The sequence below is a fragment of the Leisingera sp. ANG59 genome, from assembly GCF_013317235.1.
Taxonomy (GTDB): Bacteria; Pseudomonadota; Alphaproteobacteria; order Rhodobacterales; family Rhodobacteraceae; genus Leisingera.
Map to the genome: position 1 here is coordinate 1 of NZ_WLCM01000066.1, position 16,042 is coordinate 16,042.

Genomic DNA, 16,042 nt, shown 5'->3' on the forward strand with positions numbered 1-16,042 from the left:
GGCTCCGTGGCAGAAAGGCACCGTCGAGAACACCAACAACAGGCTGAGAAAATACCTGCCTCGCTCGACCGAGCCGACGGTGCTGACAAACCGATATTTAAGGTCGGTTTGCCACCGCCTCAATTCCACCCCGCGCAAGTGCCTCGGCTACAAGACACCAGCAGAAGTCTTCGAAAGCAAGCTGATGGAAATCCAGAACCGTTTGGAATAAAACGACATATCAGAAGTTGCGCTTCAGCGTGAGTTCACATGCAGCCCGTTACAGCGCTGCCGCACCGATACGCGGCAGCGCGGTCGCGATCAGGCGGTATAGTCCGCGTCGGAGACCTTCTCCAGCCAGGTCACTGGCGTGCCATCAATGCTCTCCTGAATGGCGATATGCGACATGGCGGTCTCAGGCGAAGCGCCGTGCCAGTGCTTCTCTTCGGCAGGAAAGAAGACCACGTCGCCTGCCGAGACCTCTTCGACCGGGCCGCCTTCGCGCTGCACGCGGCCACGGCCGAAGGTGATAATGATGGTCTGTCCCGCCGGATGGGTGTGCCACGCAGTCCGGGCGCCGGGCTCGAAGGTGACATGGGCACCGCTGGTGCGGCCTGGGGCATCGGCCTGGAACATGGGGTCGATCCGCACGGTTCCGGTGAAATAGGCCTCGGGACCGGGAGCGGAGGGCGTGCTGCCGGCTCTGATGATCTTCATGAAATATCTCCGTTGGTGAGGCCGCGGGGCCGAAGCCGCGCCGCAGGATTTCAGTTCGCGCGACTCTCGAAGACCTGCCGCGCAACGGGCATCGCCGAGAACACCTTGGGCCAGCCCGCGTAGAAGGCAAGATGCGAGAGCTTCGCACCGGCCTCTTCCTGCATCAGTCCGTTGTCCATGGCGCGGTTCAGGTGGAAGGTCATCGGCTCGGGCTGGTCCGCCGAAATCAGCGCGGCGAAGGTGAAAACCCGCCCCTGAAGAGAAACCTGATGGCCACCGTAAACTGTACCAGGGTAGGGAACGTCACCCCTTCCGGCCGGATTTCAAGACGTTGGGAAGGCATATCATTACAAGAAGTCCTCCTTGCTGCCTGTTCGATAGCGCCACGGTGCCCCCATGATCCTCAATGATCGACTGCGCGATGCTGAGGCCTAAACCTACACCGTCGGAGGGCCGGACCTGATCCGAAGCCAGGCGGCAGAAAGGCTGAAAGACCGTTTCGATCTCGGCGTCAGGAATTCCCGGTCCGTCGTCCTCGACGCAAATGACCAGGTCGCGGCCTACTGGAGAAAGGGTAACCCGCGCTTGCCCCCCATAGGTCAGAGCATTGTCAATAATGTTCGTTATTGCCCGCTTCAACGCAATCCGCTTGCAGAAATAGCGTGTTGTTTCAGGTCCTTCGTAGGTGACATCGCCTCCAATATCGGCGAAGTCGTCACAAATGCTCTGGACAAGGCTGCCCAAGTCTACAGTCGTACGTGGCTCGCCGTCATTCGACACTCGGGCGAAGTCTAGACACGTTCCGATAATGACATTCATGTCGTCGAGTGTCGCGAGGGTCTTCGCGCGCTCATTGGATTCGGGCGCAAGCTCGGTGCGAAGCCGAAGCTGGGTGATCGGTGTTCGCAGATCATGCGAGATCGCCGCTAGCATAACCGTTCTGCCTTCGACCTGACGGATGAGTCGCGCCTGCATGGCGTTGAACGCTCGCGCCGCAACACGAACCTCCTCTGGACCAGCCTCGCTCAAAGGTTCTGAAGTCAGATCAAGACCCAGCCGTTCAGCGGCTTGCGCAAGGTTTTGTAGCGGTGCCGTGACGCGGTTGACGAGCCACAAGGCCACCAACCCAAGACCAAAGACCGCCATTAGCAGATTGAGCGCGAGGAACGTAGGGAAGTAACTGGTCTCTGGAACAGTTCGACCATAGAAGTTCAGCCAACTCGCCTCTGCGTGATTGATCGACAAGACAAGCAACCAGCCTTCCCGGTTTTCCCGCATTGTTGCGGGTTCGCCTGCGAACAAGGCAGATGGAAGGTCGATGCCCTCTGGCAATTCAGGCCGGAACCAGACCCTCATCTCGTTGTCGCGGATACGAGGAACGAGTTTCACGACATAAGTTTCGAGCTCTTCTTCTTCCGTGGTCGGCGCTTGACTGTCGAATGGCGGAGTTTCGCTAGCCCAGACGCGGAAAGCACGGCTATCGGAGGCCGCAACTATTTCGGCGTTCCAGTCGTCGGGGATGTCACGCAATAACCGGCTGATGCCCGCAGCGCGCTCGGCCATGTCGAACGCGTCCTGGAAGATCAGGGTTTCCTGTTTGTCGCGCGAATAGAGCACGTAGCCGATCGCATTCGAAATGACGAGACCTGCGATGACGATGACCACCGTACGTGCGCGAAGGCTGTCGAACACTTTCATTCGGTCGTGACGTCCGGGGCGAAGAGATATCCGCCACCCCAGACAGTTTTGATCATTCGGGGATCCTTTGGATCATCGCCGAGTTTCTTTCGCAGTCGGCTGATCTGAATGTCGATGCTTCGATCGAATACCGCCGCAGCGCGGCCGCGCGTGAGGTCGATGAGCTGGTCACGGGTCAGAGTTCGCTGCGGGCGCTGGACGAGTTCGAGCAAAAGACCGTATTCGCTGCTGCTAAGCGAGACGATCACGCATTCGGGGCTCAGGAGCTCCCTTTTACCAATGTCGAGGCGCCAGCCTTCGAAGCAATAGAACCGCTCTTGGCACGTTGGTTCTGACTTGGGGCCGGAGCCGCCGCGGCGCAGCACAGCCTTAATCCGCGCAACCAGTTCCCGGCTGTTGAAGGGCTTCGGCAGATAGTCGTCAGCACCCATTTCCAAGCCTAGGATACGGTCGATGTCATCGCCTTTCGCGGTCAGCATGATAATTGGTGTCGGATCGTGGGAGCCCCGAAGCTCCCGGCATAGGGCTAGCCCGTCCTTGCCCGGCAGCATAATGTCGAGCACGATCAAGTCGATGGCTCCATCCGCTAGCACACGTCGCATAGCCGCTTCGTTCTCGGCCCTGCTGATCCGGAAGCCATCGCGCTCGAGAACCTTTCCGACAAGGTCCCGGATTTCACGGTCGTCATCGACGATGAGTATGTGCGGTGTTCGGCTCAAGCTCGTTTTGCATCTTCCGGAATAACTATGCCTCGTACCACACACAAGTTGCCCCCGGGAAGCGCCGCCGAACAGGGTGTGGTCGACTTTCTTGTAACAGAGTTTTTCAAGCGCTGTTGATTTAAACGGTTGTTACAACTCCGATGAACCTTGCCGGAAGAATATACGCAGCAATGCGGCAAGATGGGCTCCATCAGGAATTGGGATGGAGGACGTAATGACGAATGCCGCGATGGCCTGAACCAATGCCTCCGGTGGCCCCGCCTGTCCCGCTGCCACCGATCACTGGGCGGATCGGCTGCCCGCTTGCCGATCCGCCCTCCTTTTTCGAAGGATGCATGAAATGTTTTTCAGCGAAATCAGAAGAACCTTGTTTGCCGCAACCTCAAAACTCCGAGTGGAAACGAAAGCTGCGTCGCAAGGCATGGCTGCCTTCTCGCAATTCACCGAGCCGTCCCCGGAAATCCGCGCTGCTGTACGGAGGCCTTGTTTGCCGCAACCTCAAAACTCCGAGTGGAAACGAAAGCTGCGTCGCAAGGCATGGCTGCCTTCTCGCAATTCACCGAGCCGTCCCCGGAAATCCGCGCTGCTGTACGGAGGTACCGGCTTGGGTTGCCGGCACAAACGCGTGGAGAGGCGAAAGGGGCACTTCACCTGCCGGCCGCTTATGAGGCAATACCCGTCCACAAACGGGCCTCTCCATACGGCGTTCTCGCATCATCGGACGCCATGATCATCACGCGTTTTCGAATTTCCCGAGCCGATGAAGAAATGTCGTCTTTGCTAGGCCAGAAGGTCGAAGGGCGGAGCGTTCTCGAACTCGGCCTGAACGGTCTGGAACTTCCTTGGCACTGCGATATGATGCGGGCGCTCGAAGATCGAGCAGCGGTGTGGAGTGTATCAGCACTCATTCAGCGATCAGACGAATACGTGCTCGAGCACATCGTGATGCCGACCCACTCCGGAGACGGGCAACTTTTGTTGATCGGCTGGTTTCATTGCGTCGGCAGTAAGCTTGAAGGCTACCCCGCATGGACAGATGATATGGACGTCCGCCGCGAGCGGTCTGGTCAAAGGATTTCTGACTGCCTTCCAGAGGCCGGGGGACTGGAGGGGCCACTAATGCCGGAGCCGCAAAGAAAGCGCCAGCTTGATGCTTTGGTATAGGAGACACGGTCCGAACCACGGCGGCTTCCACTTTGCCGCTCCTGAAGGACTTGCATGTTCCTTGAACGCTCATTGCGCATGCCGTTTGAGCCTACCACTGTCTTTGCCCTGAGCGCTACAGATGTCGAAGTTCTCTGAGTGAACGGAGCGGTTTCCGCTGCAAGAGCGGTTGTTTAATGTCAGGTGGCTGACTGCCGGTACGAAGGAACTGGAGCTCCCGTTGAGGTCCTCTCAAATTTCAGTTCTCGCTCTTTGGAGATAATGGCATATTGCCATGCGAACCAATGGTGGTTGCCGGGCTTCGGATGCCTGGGAACCACCCGCGCCTTGCCGTCAGCGCTCAACAGCACGGCATTGAAGCGGGTAGCCCGAATGCTGATCGATCTGGGTCACTATGCCCCTTATGGCGCACTCTTTCTGGTGGTGACGGTATTCGCGGTTTTTGTCAGTGAGCGCTTCGCAGCGGAAGTTACCGCACTTGGGGGCGTGGCGCTGGCACTGCTCTTGGGTTTGGTCGGCGTGGACGATGTGCTCAAGGCGCTGAGCAACCCGGCCCCGGCCACAATAGGTGCGATGTTCGTGCTGAGCGCGGCACTGGTGCGAACTGGCGTACTGGATACTTTGGCTGAATGGCTCGGCCATGGCATAACCCATCGCCCAACAGTCACGATCGCGCTCTTCTTCCTGCTGGCGGCGATCGCTTCCGCATTTATGAACAATACGCCCGTCATCATGATCCTCATACCGGTGGTGTTTGGGCTGGCCCGGCGGAGTGGAACCAGCGCGTCGCGCCTTCTGATGCCGCTCAGCTTTGTCGTGATCATGGGAGGAACCTGCACCCTGATTGGCACTTCCACCAACCTGCTCGTCGACGGGGTCTCTCGGGAATTGGGCCTTGCGCCGTTTGCGCTGCTGGAAATCGCGCCGCTTGGGATCGCACTGGCTCTCGCGGGCAGCCTCTATCTCTATTTGGCTGCGCCTCTTCTGCTCCCCGAGCGCAGCACGGTCAGTGAGCAGTCACTTGGCGTCCGGCGCTCCTGGCAGGTCGAGCTTTTTGTTCCACCGGGATCGCCTCTCATTGGGCAGAAAGTGGCAGGGGTTGCAGATTTCCGGCGAAGCACCACGCAACTTGTAGATCTTATTCGTGAAGATGTTTCGCTCAGACGGCAGTTGCGCGACGAGGTCCTTAATGCCGGCGACAGGGTCGTAGTGCATGCCTCAGACTCCGAAGTGATAGGATTTCGCAGTTCCGACGCAAAAGAGTTTGCCATTGCCGGTACAGAGCCTGCTCCGGCCCGGCCTCACAAGGTGGTAGAAGCGCTGGTGAAGGATCACAAGGGAGTCTTCTCTGCTCTCGGCTGGCGGCGCAGCCACGGCGTCTACCCGATTGCCGTCCACCGTCACGGCAGCGCTGTGGATTTGCAGGATGAAACCCTCCATCTGCGCCCGGGTGACACGGTGCTTCTGGACGGTCCTGCCGAGGAGATCGCGCGCCTTGCGCGTGACGAGGATCTGATCCTGCTTGCGCCAATGCAGGCCCGGGCCTACCGCCGGGATAAGGCTCCTATTGCGCTGGCGGTGCTGGCGCTGGTTGTCGCGGGCGCTGCGCTGGATTTTGCCCCGATCCTGCCGCTGGCCATCATCGGAGCAGCTATCGTGCTGCTCACGCGCTGCGTCGAGCCGGACGAAGGTGTCGGAGCGATCGACGGGCGGCTCCTGCTGCTAATCGTTAGTATGCTGGTTCTCGGCGCAGCCATGGAAGGCAGCGGCGCCATGACGTTGATCGTTGAGACGATGTCTGGACCGCTGCGGCAGCTTAGCCCGATCCTTGCGCTGGCACTGATATACGCAGTGACCTCAGTGCTGACTGAATTGGTTACCAATAACGCAGTCGCCGTGATCATGACGCCCATCGCCGTAGGCGTCGCAACCGCGCTTGGCCTCGATCCGCGTGCTTTTGTCGTGGTTGTCATGTTTGGCGCCAGCGCAAGTTTCGCCACGCCAGTCGGCTACCAGACGAACACAATGGTCTACAATGCCGGGGGCTACCGCTTCACAGATTTTCTACGGTTGGGCTTGCCAATGAACATCTTGGCAGGGGCAGTAACAGTGGTGCTTGCTCCAATTATCTGGCCGTTGGAGCCTTAGTACATGACGCAACCCAACACGTCGCCATAACCTCATCCTCGCCTGGACACCCCGCAGGGAAAAAATCTGTACGGCACTAGCAGCACGGCCCCGAAAGCAGTGGCGGCAAAGTCTCAATCATATTCGCCGTCCTGCTTGCACGGATGCCGGGGCTCTGCGAGCATTTGGCAGAGGGCTGGGGCCTTGGTTTCGCAATGATTGTTTACCTCTGACCTGCCCCCCGCTGGTCCCTCGCTCATGACGAGAGTCTGCGGGTTTGTGATGTGCTATGCGGCTCATCCCATTCAGCCTCTGCGTCAAGCGCAACCTGCCAATAGTCTTGCCACTGGGCAAAGTATCAAGCGCTGCACCGCAACAAGCCCGGTTCATGTCCTTTGGGTCGATTTTCTGCAATAGAGAGCAGAAACCATCGCCAACCATCTTAAGTTCGTGCAGACAACTCTGGGACCCGTCTACCTACGACCCCGTCGCCCGCCAGTCAGGTCAGCTTTTCGTCAGATTCATTAAGTTCTACTGCCTCCCCATCCAGCGCATCCTCCAGTACCGCCGCGGGCGCACCCGGGGTAAAGACGGTTTGGGCGATGGGGGGATTGTCGGCCTCGGCGCGGTTGACGCGCAGTTCCCGGTGTGCGGTATACAGTCCGCTCGCTACGATCAGCACCATTCCGATGAAAGTGGTGTAGGGCGGCACCTCCCCCCAAAGCAGATATCCGAGGGCCGCAGCCAGAGGCAGATAGCTGTAGTCAAAAGGTGCGATTACGCTGGCGTTAGCGATTTGATAAGCGCGGGAGACCAGCGTGTAGGCCACTGTTCCGATACTCCCCAGCAAAGCGAGCATGGCAACGCCCTCTGCCGGAGGCACCGGCCAGCCCATGCGGAGATGGCTCAGCTCCGGTGTGATCACAATCATCTGCGACACCGCAAATCCTATCGGTACGATCAGAAGACCTGAAAATGAGATTGTGTAAAGACCGATGGTCAACGAGGTGTCCTGCTCACCGATCTTGCGCACAATCGCCTGACTGATTGCATAAGTGAGAGCGCAAAGGAGCGGAAGGATGGCAATCCATCCAAAACTGTCGCCAGCCGGGTTCATCGCAATGACAACACCAGCGAAGCCAACAAGCAGTGCTGCTGCACGGTGAAGCCCGATTTTTTCATGTAGAAAAAGGGCCGCAAGCGCTGCTGTCATCAAAGGTGCGGAGAAGAACAGTGTAGTGACCTCAGCCAGTCCCATGAAGGGAAATGCTGAATAGAACATCGCGAACCCGGAGGCGAAGAGCATGGCCCGCGCCAGATACCACGGCCAGAGAGGGGTGAAGATGCGATGCGGTGCGCCTAGCCAAAGGACGAGCGGCAGTAGGGTCATCAAGGCGACGATGGACCGGACAAAAATCAGCATCCATACCGGGTAATGGCTCAGCATGTCCTTCATCAGAACGTCCTGCCCGACAAACAGAACCATCCCAGCAAGCACACAGGCGATCCCCTGGGCTGTGCGGGGCAGCGGCGGAACGCCTATTTCTGATGAGACTGTCATTAGAGCAGCCTGCCAAATTCAACATGTGTGTCTTGCACTGCAGCGACCTGAATGTCGGCATCATCCGAAAGCCAACATTAGCGGAAGAATTTGCTGCGCCTTACAGCATTTTCTTCATTTTGATCGTGCAACTGTAGTCAGCGCGAAGACGACGGTTTTGCAGCCGCTGAATGACAACGACTGATGAAGTCCTAGGGCTTTAAAAAAATACGGGCGTCTAATCTGTCGGCGCCCGTACCTTTGTTCGGAACTAATTTGCCGCCTATCCAGCCGCTGCGCCCTTTCTGCCAGCCGCGGGCTCCAACGTCTTGCGCAGCGCCTCTCTCGCAGTTTCGAGCCAGATGAAATCCAGCTGCTTACGGGTGCTCTCGGGAATGTCATCCAGGTCGCGCCGGTTGCGCGCGGGCAGCATTACTCGGGTGATCCCCGCTGCAGCCGCGGCCAGTACTTTTTCCTTAATCCCGCCCACAGGCAGCACCACTCCCCGTAGCGATATCTCTCCGGTCATCGCGGTGTCGCTGCGAACAGTACGGTCCAGAAACAGGGAAGTCAGCGCGGTGTAAATCGCCACCCCAGCGCTGGGGCCGTCCTTGGGCGTGGCGCCGGCGGGCACGTGGACGTGAATGTCAACGCTGTCAAAGCTCTTGGCTTCCAACCCCAGGCTCCCGGCCTGGGCCTTCAAAAGCGACAACGCTGTCTGGGCGCTTTCCCGCATCACCTCACCCAATTGGCCAGTGAGGATCAGCCGCCCCTTGCCCGGCGCTCGGCTGGCCTCGATAAACAGGATGTCGCCCCCGGCAGGCGTCCAGGCCAGCCCGGTGGCAATCCCTGGCGTACTGATGCGCAGCGCGGTCTCATTTTCAAACAGCGGCGCACCCAGCGCGGCCTCCACCTGATCCACCCCAAGCTTGTTTTTCGCTGGCTTGCCTTCAGCATAGCGCACAGCTGCAGCCCGCAGGACGGCGCCGATCTGACGTTCCAGCTGGCGCACCCCGGCTTCCCTAGTATAGCTGCGGATTATCAGCCGCAGCGCCGGCGGTGTGAACCGGAGGCGCTCGTACATCAGACCGTTGGCTTTTAACTGCCGCGGCACCAGATAGCGCTTGGCGATCTCCAGCTTTTCTTCTTCGGTGTAACCCGGCAGGCTGATTACCTCCATCCTGTCGAGGAGCGGCCGCGGAATGCCTTCCAGCATGTTGGCCGTGGTCAGGAACACCACTCGAGACAGGTCGAAATCCACCCCAAGGTAATTGTCGCGGAATGTGCTGTTCTGTTCCGGGTCCAGCACTTCCAGAAGCGCTGCGGAGGGATCGCCCTGGATACCGTGGCCCAGCTTGTCGATTTCATCCAGCATCAGCACGCAATCTCGGCTGCCTGCCCGCCGCACCGCCTGAATAATACTGCCGGGCAGCGCCCCGATATAGGTGCGCCGGTGGCCGCGGATCTCGGCCTCGTCATGCACTCCGCCCAGGCTGACCCGGCCAAAGGCCCGCCCCAGGGCGCGCGCAATCGACTGGCCCAGGGAGGTTTTTCCAACCCCTGGCGGCCCGGCAAAGCACAGGATCGGCGCCCGGCTTTCAGGTGACAATTTGCGCACTGCCAGGAACTCGATGATCCGTGCTTTGACTTTTTCCAGCCCATAGTGGTCGGCGTTCAGAATGCCCCGCGCTTGGATCAGGCTAACCGGTCGGCCGCTTGGCGCCTGCCAGGGCAATTCCACAATCCAGTCGAGCCAGTTTCGCAGAACCGCCCCTTCCCCCGCAGCGTCAGACAGGCGCGCATAGCGGGCCAGTTCCTTGCGTGCCATTGCCTCGGCTTCCGGTGGCATGCCGGCCAGAGTGATTGCCTCGCCCAGTTGAGAAATCTCCTCCGCATTGCCGCCGTCCTCGCCCAGCTCATGCTGGATTGCCGCCAGCTGCTCGCGCAGGATTGCCTCGCGGTGGCGTTCGTCGAAAGCGGCGCGTGTCTGTTCGCTGATCTCTCGGGTGATGCGCAGCACTTCCAGCCGCCGCGCCAGGATCTTCGACACCTTGTCCAACCGGGCAGCGATATCGACGGTTTCAAGGATCTCTTGCCGATCCTCAATTGGAATGTCGGAATAGGCCGCTGCCAGATCCGCCAACGCCCCCGGCTCGGTGGCTGCTTGGGCCGCCTCCTCCAACCCAGCGGGGCTCTGCGGCAACAGCGACAGCAGCTCTGCCGCTTGGCTTCTGAGATGCAAAAACCGGGCCTCGACCTGCGGCAGATGGCTGGTCACATCTGGCAGGTTCAGCACCCGGCCCACCGGAAACGGCGGCCCCTTCAGCATCTCGACCAGCCTAAACCGGGCCACTCCCTGGCAGATTATGTGATGCGCGCCGTCGGGCGAAGTCATCAGCCGAAGGATATTCGCAGTGCAGCCAATGCGAAACAGATCCTCCGCCGTGGGATCGCTGACCGCCGGGTTGCGCTGCAGCAGCAGCCCTACAGGTCGCGACTGGCGGATCGCCTGCTGGATTGCCGCAATGGATTTGGCTCGCCCGGTAGAGACCGGGAAGACAGTTCCGGGAAAGGCGACCACGTCGCGCACCGGCAGCAGAATCAACCCGTCTTCCGGCAACGGAACGTTCTGCATGTCTTGCAGCTGGGCCATATCTGAAGCGCTGGCTTGGTTCATGCCGTCTCTCCCTCTCCGCTCTTGCACAGCCGGATCAACAAATGCCCCCGCACCGTCTGCCGCTTGACGGCATAGGTGCCCGGCGGGATCGGAATGCGCCGTTCGAACCGGCCAAAGGGCAGCTCTAGCCGGATCACTGTGGCATGGCACAGCTCCGGCGGCGGCTCCCGCCGTCCCCGGATGATCAGTTCGCCATTCCTAACGCGCACATCAACTTCATCGGCCTTGGCTCCAGGCAGCACAACATAGACCAGCAACTCGCCGTCGGTTTCCAGGAGGTCTACTGGCGGTTCCCAGCAAGGCTGCCCGTCCTGCAGGGACGTGAGCAAAAAAAGCTGGCGGCAGAACTTCTCTGTCGCCGCAAGCTGCGCCATCGCTTCGGAAAGCAACATGTTCTCAGGAGGTTGACGGTCCATGCTTCACCAAAGTTTATCCTAGTATCCCTTACCCGGAGTTTCCGCCGCAGGCCTCAGAGCATCCGCCTGCCAGGCGCTGGGTCAGGTTTTCCTCCGCCAGGGGCCTTGCGCGATGCACCAAGCGGCCAGCACCATGATAGTCCCACCGCTTAGAACCGCCGTCCATGCCACCGGCTCATTGTCAGTAAATCCAAGTGTCCAGGGCGAGAGGACCAGCCAAAGACCAATTGCCACGCAGCCCCATTCCTCCCAGCTGTTGCCGGTGTACTGGGCAGCCGCCGCCAGGACTGCGGCTGCCGATCCGGCTGCGATGAAGCTCCATCTGACCGGGATGGCCAGACCGCCGTCGGCTAGCCCTGAATTATGAAGCCACGGGGTGACGGCGAGCCCGCAACCCAGGGCGGTGATGATCCAATTCTGCCAATGCTTACGTATCATCGGCACGTCCTTTCCCGAAACGGCAGAAAACTACCTTCCTCCAGTCTGCCGCATCGGCAGAGGATTTCATTGACAGCAGTCAACCCGCCGGGCCGCAAGCCCTACGCTGCCTGACTGCCAGCCGGGTGCTCTGGAGCCTTTCCAGCGCGGCGCCCTGCCGGCTGATGCCCCCACGGCGCAGGCTGAAACCGCAGAGTTTCCGGCAATCCCTGCCAGTACCGGGCCATTCGCCCGGCTTCTTCGTGGTAATCATCCATCATCTTCTGAACATGGCGCCACTGCACCATCTGGATCTCGTCAAGACTGATGCAGCCCAGTATGCAGTGCTGCGTTTTGACGTTTTCGTCGAGACGGGCCATGGTGAATCTGGAGGCCTCCCCCCAGACTTCTGCACAGACCTGCATTGCCTGCGCTACTGGCAAAGGGACCGTTCGATCCGCAGCCATGGCTGGTCGCTCATTCTGAATTTGCTGCCTGGACACGTTCATGACACCCTCCGGGATTTTGCTCCGCAACAGTTTGAACAAGCCCACCCAAACCACACCCCTGCCGGCGGGGCATTGACAGCGGTCATAGGCCGACCGGTTCCCGCCCTGCCCGCTCGGATCCCGGCAGGTTTTGGCTGATCAAGCGCCGCGAAAGAAAGCTTCGCCGATGGCAGACGGCGACTGTGTCACAATGTGAGAATTATTCGACCGCAGTACTCTCTATGCTGCCTTTCCCTCCCCTGCGCCACGCTCGCCGTTAGCGATCTGCTGCAACACACCCATATTGCTTACCGCCGCCTGTTTAGGCGTCAGCATGACAATGGCTTGGCGCTGCTCCAGCTGACTCAGCCCCCGGCACAGGGTCTCCACCGTCATATCCAGCAACGAGGCCAAATCCCGGCGCCGCAGGTCGATAACCACAACGGCACCTTCGCTACAGTTGCCCTGACCAGCACCTGCCCCCTCAGCCTCGCGCAGCAGCCAGCTGGCAATTCTACCCAATGTGCCGCCACTGCGCAGCAGCACTGCCCAGTCCCACTGTGCATTCAACTGGCGGGTGACTGAGGCGAGCAACGCCCGGCTTAGCTTGGGTTCCATCTGCATCAGCGTCTCCAGCGCGGGCAACGCGATCCAACATAGCATGACATCGCTCGCGGCCTCCCAGGCAACTCCCGGCCGCTCCGGAAACACCGGACCGACCCATTCACCTGGTTGCAGCACCTGCAGCACATACGCCGCGCCGGCTTCCGTAATGCTTACGATTTTCACCGCGCCTTCCACGATGATGCCGCCGTACCCGGCCTCTTCGCCCTGCGGCACAATCGTTTCCCCCGCCCGGAACCCTGCCAGACGGGCCCGGCTTGAAAATGAAGCAAAGGCTTGCTCTCCCGCTGCTGCGCAAATACTCAAGTGGCTGACCGGGCACTCCCGGCAACGCCCTGCTGAAGCAGTGGCTGTGACTTTCCCGTAATGCATTCCGGCTCTCCCCCCAGACAGGATGAACCAGGCAGGCACGGCGCGACTCACCGGCGCAGCGCTGCCAGCGGAGTGCCAGTCTGCGCCTGCCAGCCGCTTTGAGGAAGAGACTGTTTTGTAAAGAATTGTGCGCAACGCGTTCCCTGAACAACGGAACATTCAGCGCAACCTTCTTGATCCGCGGTGGGCAGCAGCCCGCCTTTCCCCCTTACGGCCTGCTATCCCCAATCCCCGCCGCGGACCATTGCCGTGCTCAGGCTGGTTCAGCCGGCACTGACTTCAATTGTCCGTTCTGCGGCAAGCGCTGTTTCCGATTTGGGAAGCGTCACCAGCAGTATCCCATTGGCATAGCGCGCCTCAATACGGCCTTCATCCACATTGTCCGGCACCCTCAGTAGCCGCTGGAATTTCCCCCAGCGCCGTTCGCTCAGGTGATACCCTTTGCCGGCATCATCCTTTTGCTCAGTCTTTTCGCCCTGAATAGTCAGGGTTCCATTGGCCAGTTTGATGTCGATATCTTCCAATGCAACACCAGGCAGCTCTGCCGAAACCTGGTAGCCATCTTCTGCTTCAGTCACATCAATGGCAGGGAACGGCTGCATCACTTGGCCCACAGGTTCCCCGTCAGAAAAGCCGCGTTGTAGCAGATTCATCGGCTCAAGGGCCGCAAACATCCGGTCAATCTCGTCCCGCAGGCTGCTGAAGCCCATCCAACTTGCTGGTAAGGAGTCGTCTGACCTGCCGGCTGGAAGTTTCGATGTCTTGGACATACCCAAAGCTCCTCTGTCCGATTGATCCTTCAGCCGGTTGTCCTGGCCGGATTTCCCGGCTGAAGGAGGTTCCGCGGCAGCCGGAAAGCTCCGGCAGCATCTAGCCGTCATGGGGACAAGCTGCGTACCGCACAAATGTCGCAGATTCCCGGCTGTACGGCATTGATGGCCGTCAACCGCGCCCCGGCCCCGGTGTGGCACAGTTGCGGAAGGACTGGAGCAGCGGAGGCGCTGGCATGGAGTTCAAGGATTATTACCAGGCGTTGGAGTTGCAGAAGGACGCCGGCAGCGAAGAGATCAAGCGAGCCTACCGCGGGCTGGCACGTCAGTTTCATCCCGACATCAACGCCTCTCCCGAGGCCGAGACGCGGTTCCGGGAGATTACCGAAGCCTACGAGGTGCTGAAGGATCCAGAGCGGCGCGCCGCCTATGACCGGCTCTGGAACCAGCAGCAACAATCCTTCGGCGGGGCCTTCACACCGCCGCCAGGCTGGCAGCAGGGGTTCAGCTTTACCAGCGGCGGCACTGATCGGGGCGAAGTTTTCAGCGACTTCTTCGAAACCCTGTTCCGTCGGCCCTCGCCCTTTGCCAAGGCAAGGCACGAACGCAGCACCAGCCAGCATGCCCGCATCCGGATCGATATCCCGGACGCCTACACTGGCGGCAGCCGGGTGCTGACGCTGCAGACCCCTGTAGCAGCCGAAGATGGGACCGTACAGCTGAAGTCCCGCGATATCCCGGTCTATATCCCCAAGGGGATTGTGGAAGGCCAGCACATCCGTCTGCCCGGCCAAGGTCCGCAGTCTCCCGGCGGCGGTCCGCCCGGCGACCTTCTGCTGGAAGTGTTCTTTGCACCCCACCCGGTTTACCGGGCCGACGGCAAGGATCTGTACCTCGATCTGCCGCTAGCGCCTTGGGAGGCGGTTCTCGGCGGCAAAATCCGTATGCCCGCGCCAGTTGGCAGCCTCGCGGTGAAAGTGCCGCCCAACGCCCGCAATGGCCAGATCCTTCGCCTTAGGGGCAAGGGGCTGCCAGGATCGCCCTCCGGCGACATCTACGCCACTCTCAAGATAGTAAACCCGAAGGTCACGACCGATGCCGCTCGCAGACTGTTTGAGCAAATGGCCCGGGAAATCCCGTTCAACCCGCGCGCCAGCATAGGGGGATAAGCGCATGAAAACCACCGCACCGGAAAGCCAGATTATCGACAGTCTTACCCTGCAGCAATTATGCCGTTTCTGCCGCGCCGAAGAGAGCTGGGTCGTGGAACTGGTGCAGCAAGGCGTCCTGGAACCCGAAGGCACCGGAGCGGCGAACTGGCGCTTCCACGGCCTATCCATAACCCGCGCCAAGAAGGCGCGGCGGCTCAGCTGCGATCTGGGTATCAATGCCGCCGGCGTGGCACTGGTGCTGGACCTTCTGGAGCAGCGGGAACATCTCCTGCGGCGGCTCGGCCGGTACGAAAACCTCTGACTGGCGGTTCGCGGGCTGTTGACGGCGGTCAATGCCGTTTCGGCCCGGAAGGTTATCCTCCCAACGTTCAGCACAGGAGTGCAGCTATGATAGTCAGGCAGGCCATGTCACGTGCAGCTGCGACCGCTGGGACGAATACTCCCATCCGCAGTATCGCGCGTATCATGCAGCAGCAGAACACGGGTGCGGTTGTCATCGGCAGCAGGGACTGCCTGCTAGGCATTCTCACTGACCGGGATATAGTGATCCGGGTGCTGGCAGCCGGCGGCGACCCCGCCACGGTGACCGCCGGTGAAGTTATGACCCGCAACCCAGTCTATTGCAGTGCCGATGAACCTTTGGATGATGCGGTATTTCTGATGGAGATCGGGCGGTTCCGGCAAATGCCGGTGCTGGACGGAAAGGGGCGGCTTTGCGGAATGCTCCGCCTAGGAGGCGAGCCACAACGGGCGGCGCAGGGCCAAGGGAGTGAATCCGCGGCATGATTTGCCGGGAGACACAGGTGTCATACCAGGAACGGCATCATCGCGCTGGCAAAGCTGAGGACCAGGAAAAACCCGGCCATGTCGGTGATCGTGGTCAGCAACGGCCCGCTGGCGGCAGCAGGGTCCGAGACTGTGCGGAATTTCGTGCCCTGGCGCCTTTTCTTACGCCAACGGGAAGCGTTCCTCAAACATGATAGCGAGTTGGCTTTTCACCGCATGCCATTCGCGCACTGACCGCTTCCACTCAGCTGAGGTAGCATTCAGCGCCAGATAGATCAACTTGGCCGCCGCCTCATCGCTGGGGAAATGGCCGCGGGTTCGGACCGCGCGGCGGATTTTCGAGTTCAGCGCTTCAATGGCATTGGTCGTGTAA

The 16,042-nt window shown here is 60.2% G+C and carries 18 protein-coding genes; 6 read left to right on the plus strand and 12 right to left on the minus strand.

Annotated elements, in window-relative coordinates:
- Window positions 1-211, plus strand: a 211-nt coding sequence (locus tag GKC28_RS24705; protein ID WP_174144857.1) for an IS30 family transposase, incomplete at its 5' end; no start/stop codon positions are given.
- 89 nt (window positions 212-300) lie between these two features.
- On the opposite strand, the gene GKC28_RS24710 is transcribed toward GKC28_RS24705, so the two are convergent.
- From GKC28_RS24710 to GKC28_RS24725, 4 genes are all read right to left on the minus strand, one after another.
- Window positions 301-696, minus strand: a complete 396-nt coding sequence (locus tag GKC28_RS24710) for a cupin domain-containing protein (protein ID WP_027255908.1) — start codon at window positions 694-696, stop codon at window positions 301-303.
- A 50-nt stretch (window positions 697-746) separates the two neighbouring features.
- The gene (locus tag GKC28_RS24715) at window positions 747-926 is read right to left on the minus strand and encodes a carboxymuconolactone decarboxylase family protein (protein WP_302480827.1); all 180 of its coding nucleotides are present in this window, start codon (window positions 924-926) and stop codon (window positions 747-749) included.
- A 73-nt stretch (window positions 927-999) separates the two neighbouring features.
- On the minus strand, window positions 1,000-2,394 hold the full coding sequence (locus GKC28_RS24720) for an ATP-binding protein (protein WP_174149611.1): 1,395 nt from the start codon (window positions 2,392-2,394) through the stop codon (window positions 1,000-1,002).
- On the minus strand, window positions 2,391-3,113 hold the full coding sequence (locus GKC28_RS24725; protein ID WP_174149612.1) for a response regulator: 723 nt from the start codon (window positions 3,111-3,113) through the stop codon (window positions 2,391-2,393). The genes GKC28_RS24720 and GKC28_RS24725 overlap by 4 nt, the downstream gene beginning before the upstream one ends.
- Window positions 3,114-3,842: 729 nt before the next feature.
- On the opposite strand from GKC28_RS24725, the gene GKC28_RS24730 reads away from it, so the two are divergent.
- Window positions 3,843-4,280, plus strand: coding sequence for a hypothetical protein (locus GKC28_RS24730; RefSeq protein ID WP_174149613.1), 438 nt, complete (start codon window positions 3,843-3,845; stop codon window positions 4,278-4,280).
- Window positions 4,281-4,652: 372 nt separating this feature from the next.
- Window positions 4,653-6,428 (plus strand): SLC13 family permease, encoded by a 1,776-nt coding sequence (locus GKC28_RS24735; RefSeq protein ID WP_174149614.1) that lies wholly within the window; start codon window positions 4,653-4,655, stop codon window positions 6,426-6,428.
- A 478-nt stretch (window positions 6,429-6,906) separates the two neighbouring features.
- On the opposite strand, the gene GKC28_RS24740 is transcribed toward GKC28_RS24735, so the two are convergent.
- The 7 genes from GKC28_RS24740 to GKC28_RS24770 form a co-directional block, all read right to left on the minus strand.
- Window positions 6,907-7,968: a DMT family transporter gene (locus GKC28_RS24740; RefSeq protein WP_174149615.1), complete on the minus strand. Its 1,062-nt coding sequence runs from the start codon at window positions 7,966-7,968 to the stop codon at window positions 6,907-6,909.
- Between the two features lie 262 nt (window positions 7,969-8,230).
- Window positions 8,231-10,624 (minus strand): endopeptidase La, encoded by a 2,394-nt coding sequence (gene lon / locus GKC28_RS24745; protein WP_174149616.1) that lies wholly within the window; start codon window positions 10,622-10,624, stop codon window positions 8,231-8,233.
- Complete coding sequence (locus GKC28_RS24750; protein ID WP_174149617.1) at window positions 10,621-10,998, minus strand: Hsp20/alpha crystallin family protein; 378 nt, start codon at window positions 10,996-10,998, stop codon at window positions 10,621-10,623. The genes lon and GKC28_RS24750 overlap by 4 nt, the downstream gene beginning before the upstream one ends.
- A gap of 123 nt (window positions 10,999-11,121) precedes the next feature.
- Window positions 11,122-11,478, minus strand: a complete 357-nt coding sequence (locus tag GKC28_RS24755) for an SPW repeat protein (RefSeq protein ID WP_174149618.1) — start codon at window positions 11,476-11,478, stop codon at window positions 11,122-11,124.
- A 101-nt stretch (window positions 11,479-11,579) separates the two neighbouring features.
- A complete protein-coding gene (locus GKC28_RS24760; RefSeq protein WP_174149619.1) occupies window positions 11,580-11,924 on the minus strand; it encodes a hypothetical protein in 345 nt (114 codons plus the stop codon).
- 261 nt (window positions 11,925-12,185) lie between these two features.
- On the minus strand, window positions 12,186-12,941 hold the full coding sequence (locus tag GKC28_RS24765; RefSeq protein ID WP_174149620.1) for a Crp/Fnr family transcriptional regulator: 756 nt from the start codon (window positions 12,939-12,941) through the stop codon (window positions 12,186-12,188).
- Window positions 12,942-13,204: 263 nt separating this feature from the next.
- Entirely contained in the window at window positions 13,205-13,711 is a 507-nt protein-coding gene (locus GKC28_RS24770) for an Hsp20/alpha crystallin family protein (protein WP_174149621.1), read from the minus strand.
- A gap of 236 nt (window positions 13,712-13,947) precedes the next feature.
- Between GKC28_RS24770 and GKC28_RS24775 the strand changes: the two genes are divergently transcribed.
- From GKC28_RS24775 to GKC28_RS24785, 3 genes are all read left to right on the plus strand, one after another.
- The gene (locus GKC28_RS24775) at window positions 13,948-14,880 is read left to right on the plus strand and encodes a DnaJ C-terminal domain-containing protein (protein WP_174149622.1); all 933 of its coding nucleotides are present in this window, start codon (window positions 13,948-13,950) and stop codon (window positions 14,878-14,880) included.
- A gap of 4 nt (window positions 14,881-14,884) precedes the next feature.
- Window positions 14,885-15,184, plus strand: a complete 300-nt coding sequence (locus GKC28_RS24780; RefSeq protein ID WP_174149623.1) for a chaperone modulator CbpM — start codon at window positions 14,885-14,887, stop codon at window positions 15,182-15,184.
- A gap of 86 nt (window positions 15,185-15,270) precedes the next feature.
- The gene (locus GKC28_RS24785) at window positions 15,271-15,669 is read left to right on the plus strand and encodes a CBS domain-containing protein (RefSeq protein WP_174149624.1); all 399 of its coding nucleotides are present in this window, start codon (window positions 15,271-15,273) and stop codon (window positions 15,667-15,669) included.
- 162 nt (window positions 15,670-15,831) lie between these two features.
- Here the strand turns inward: GKC28_RS24785 and GKC28_RS24790 are convergent.
- Window positions 15,832-16,042 (minus strand): transposase (locus GKC28_RS24790; RefSeq protein WP_141117855.1); only part of this gene is annotated, 211 nt, incomplete at its 5' end.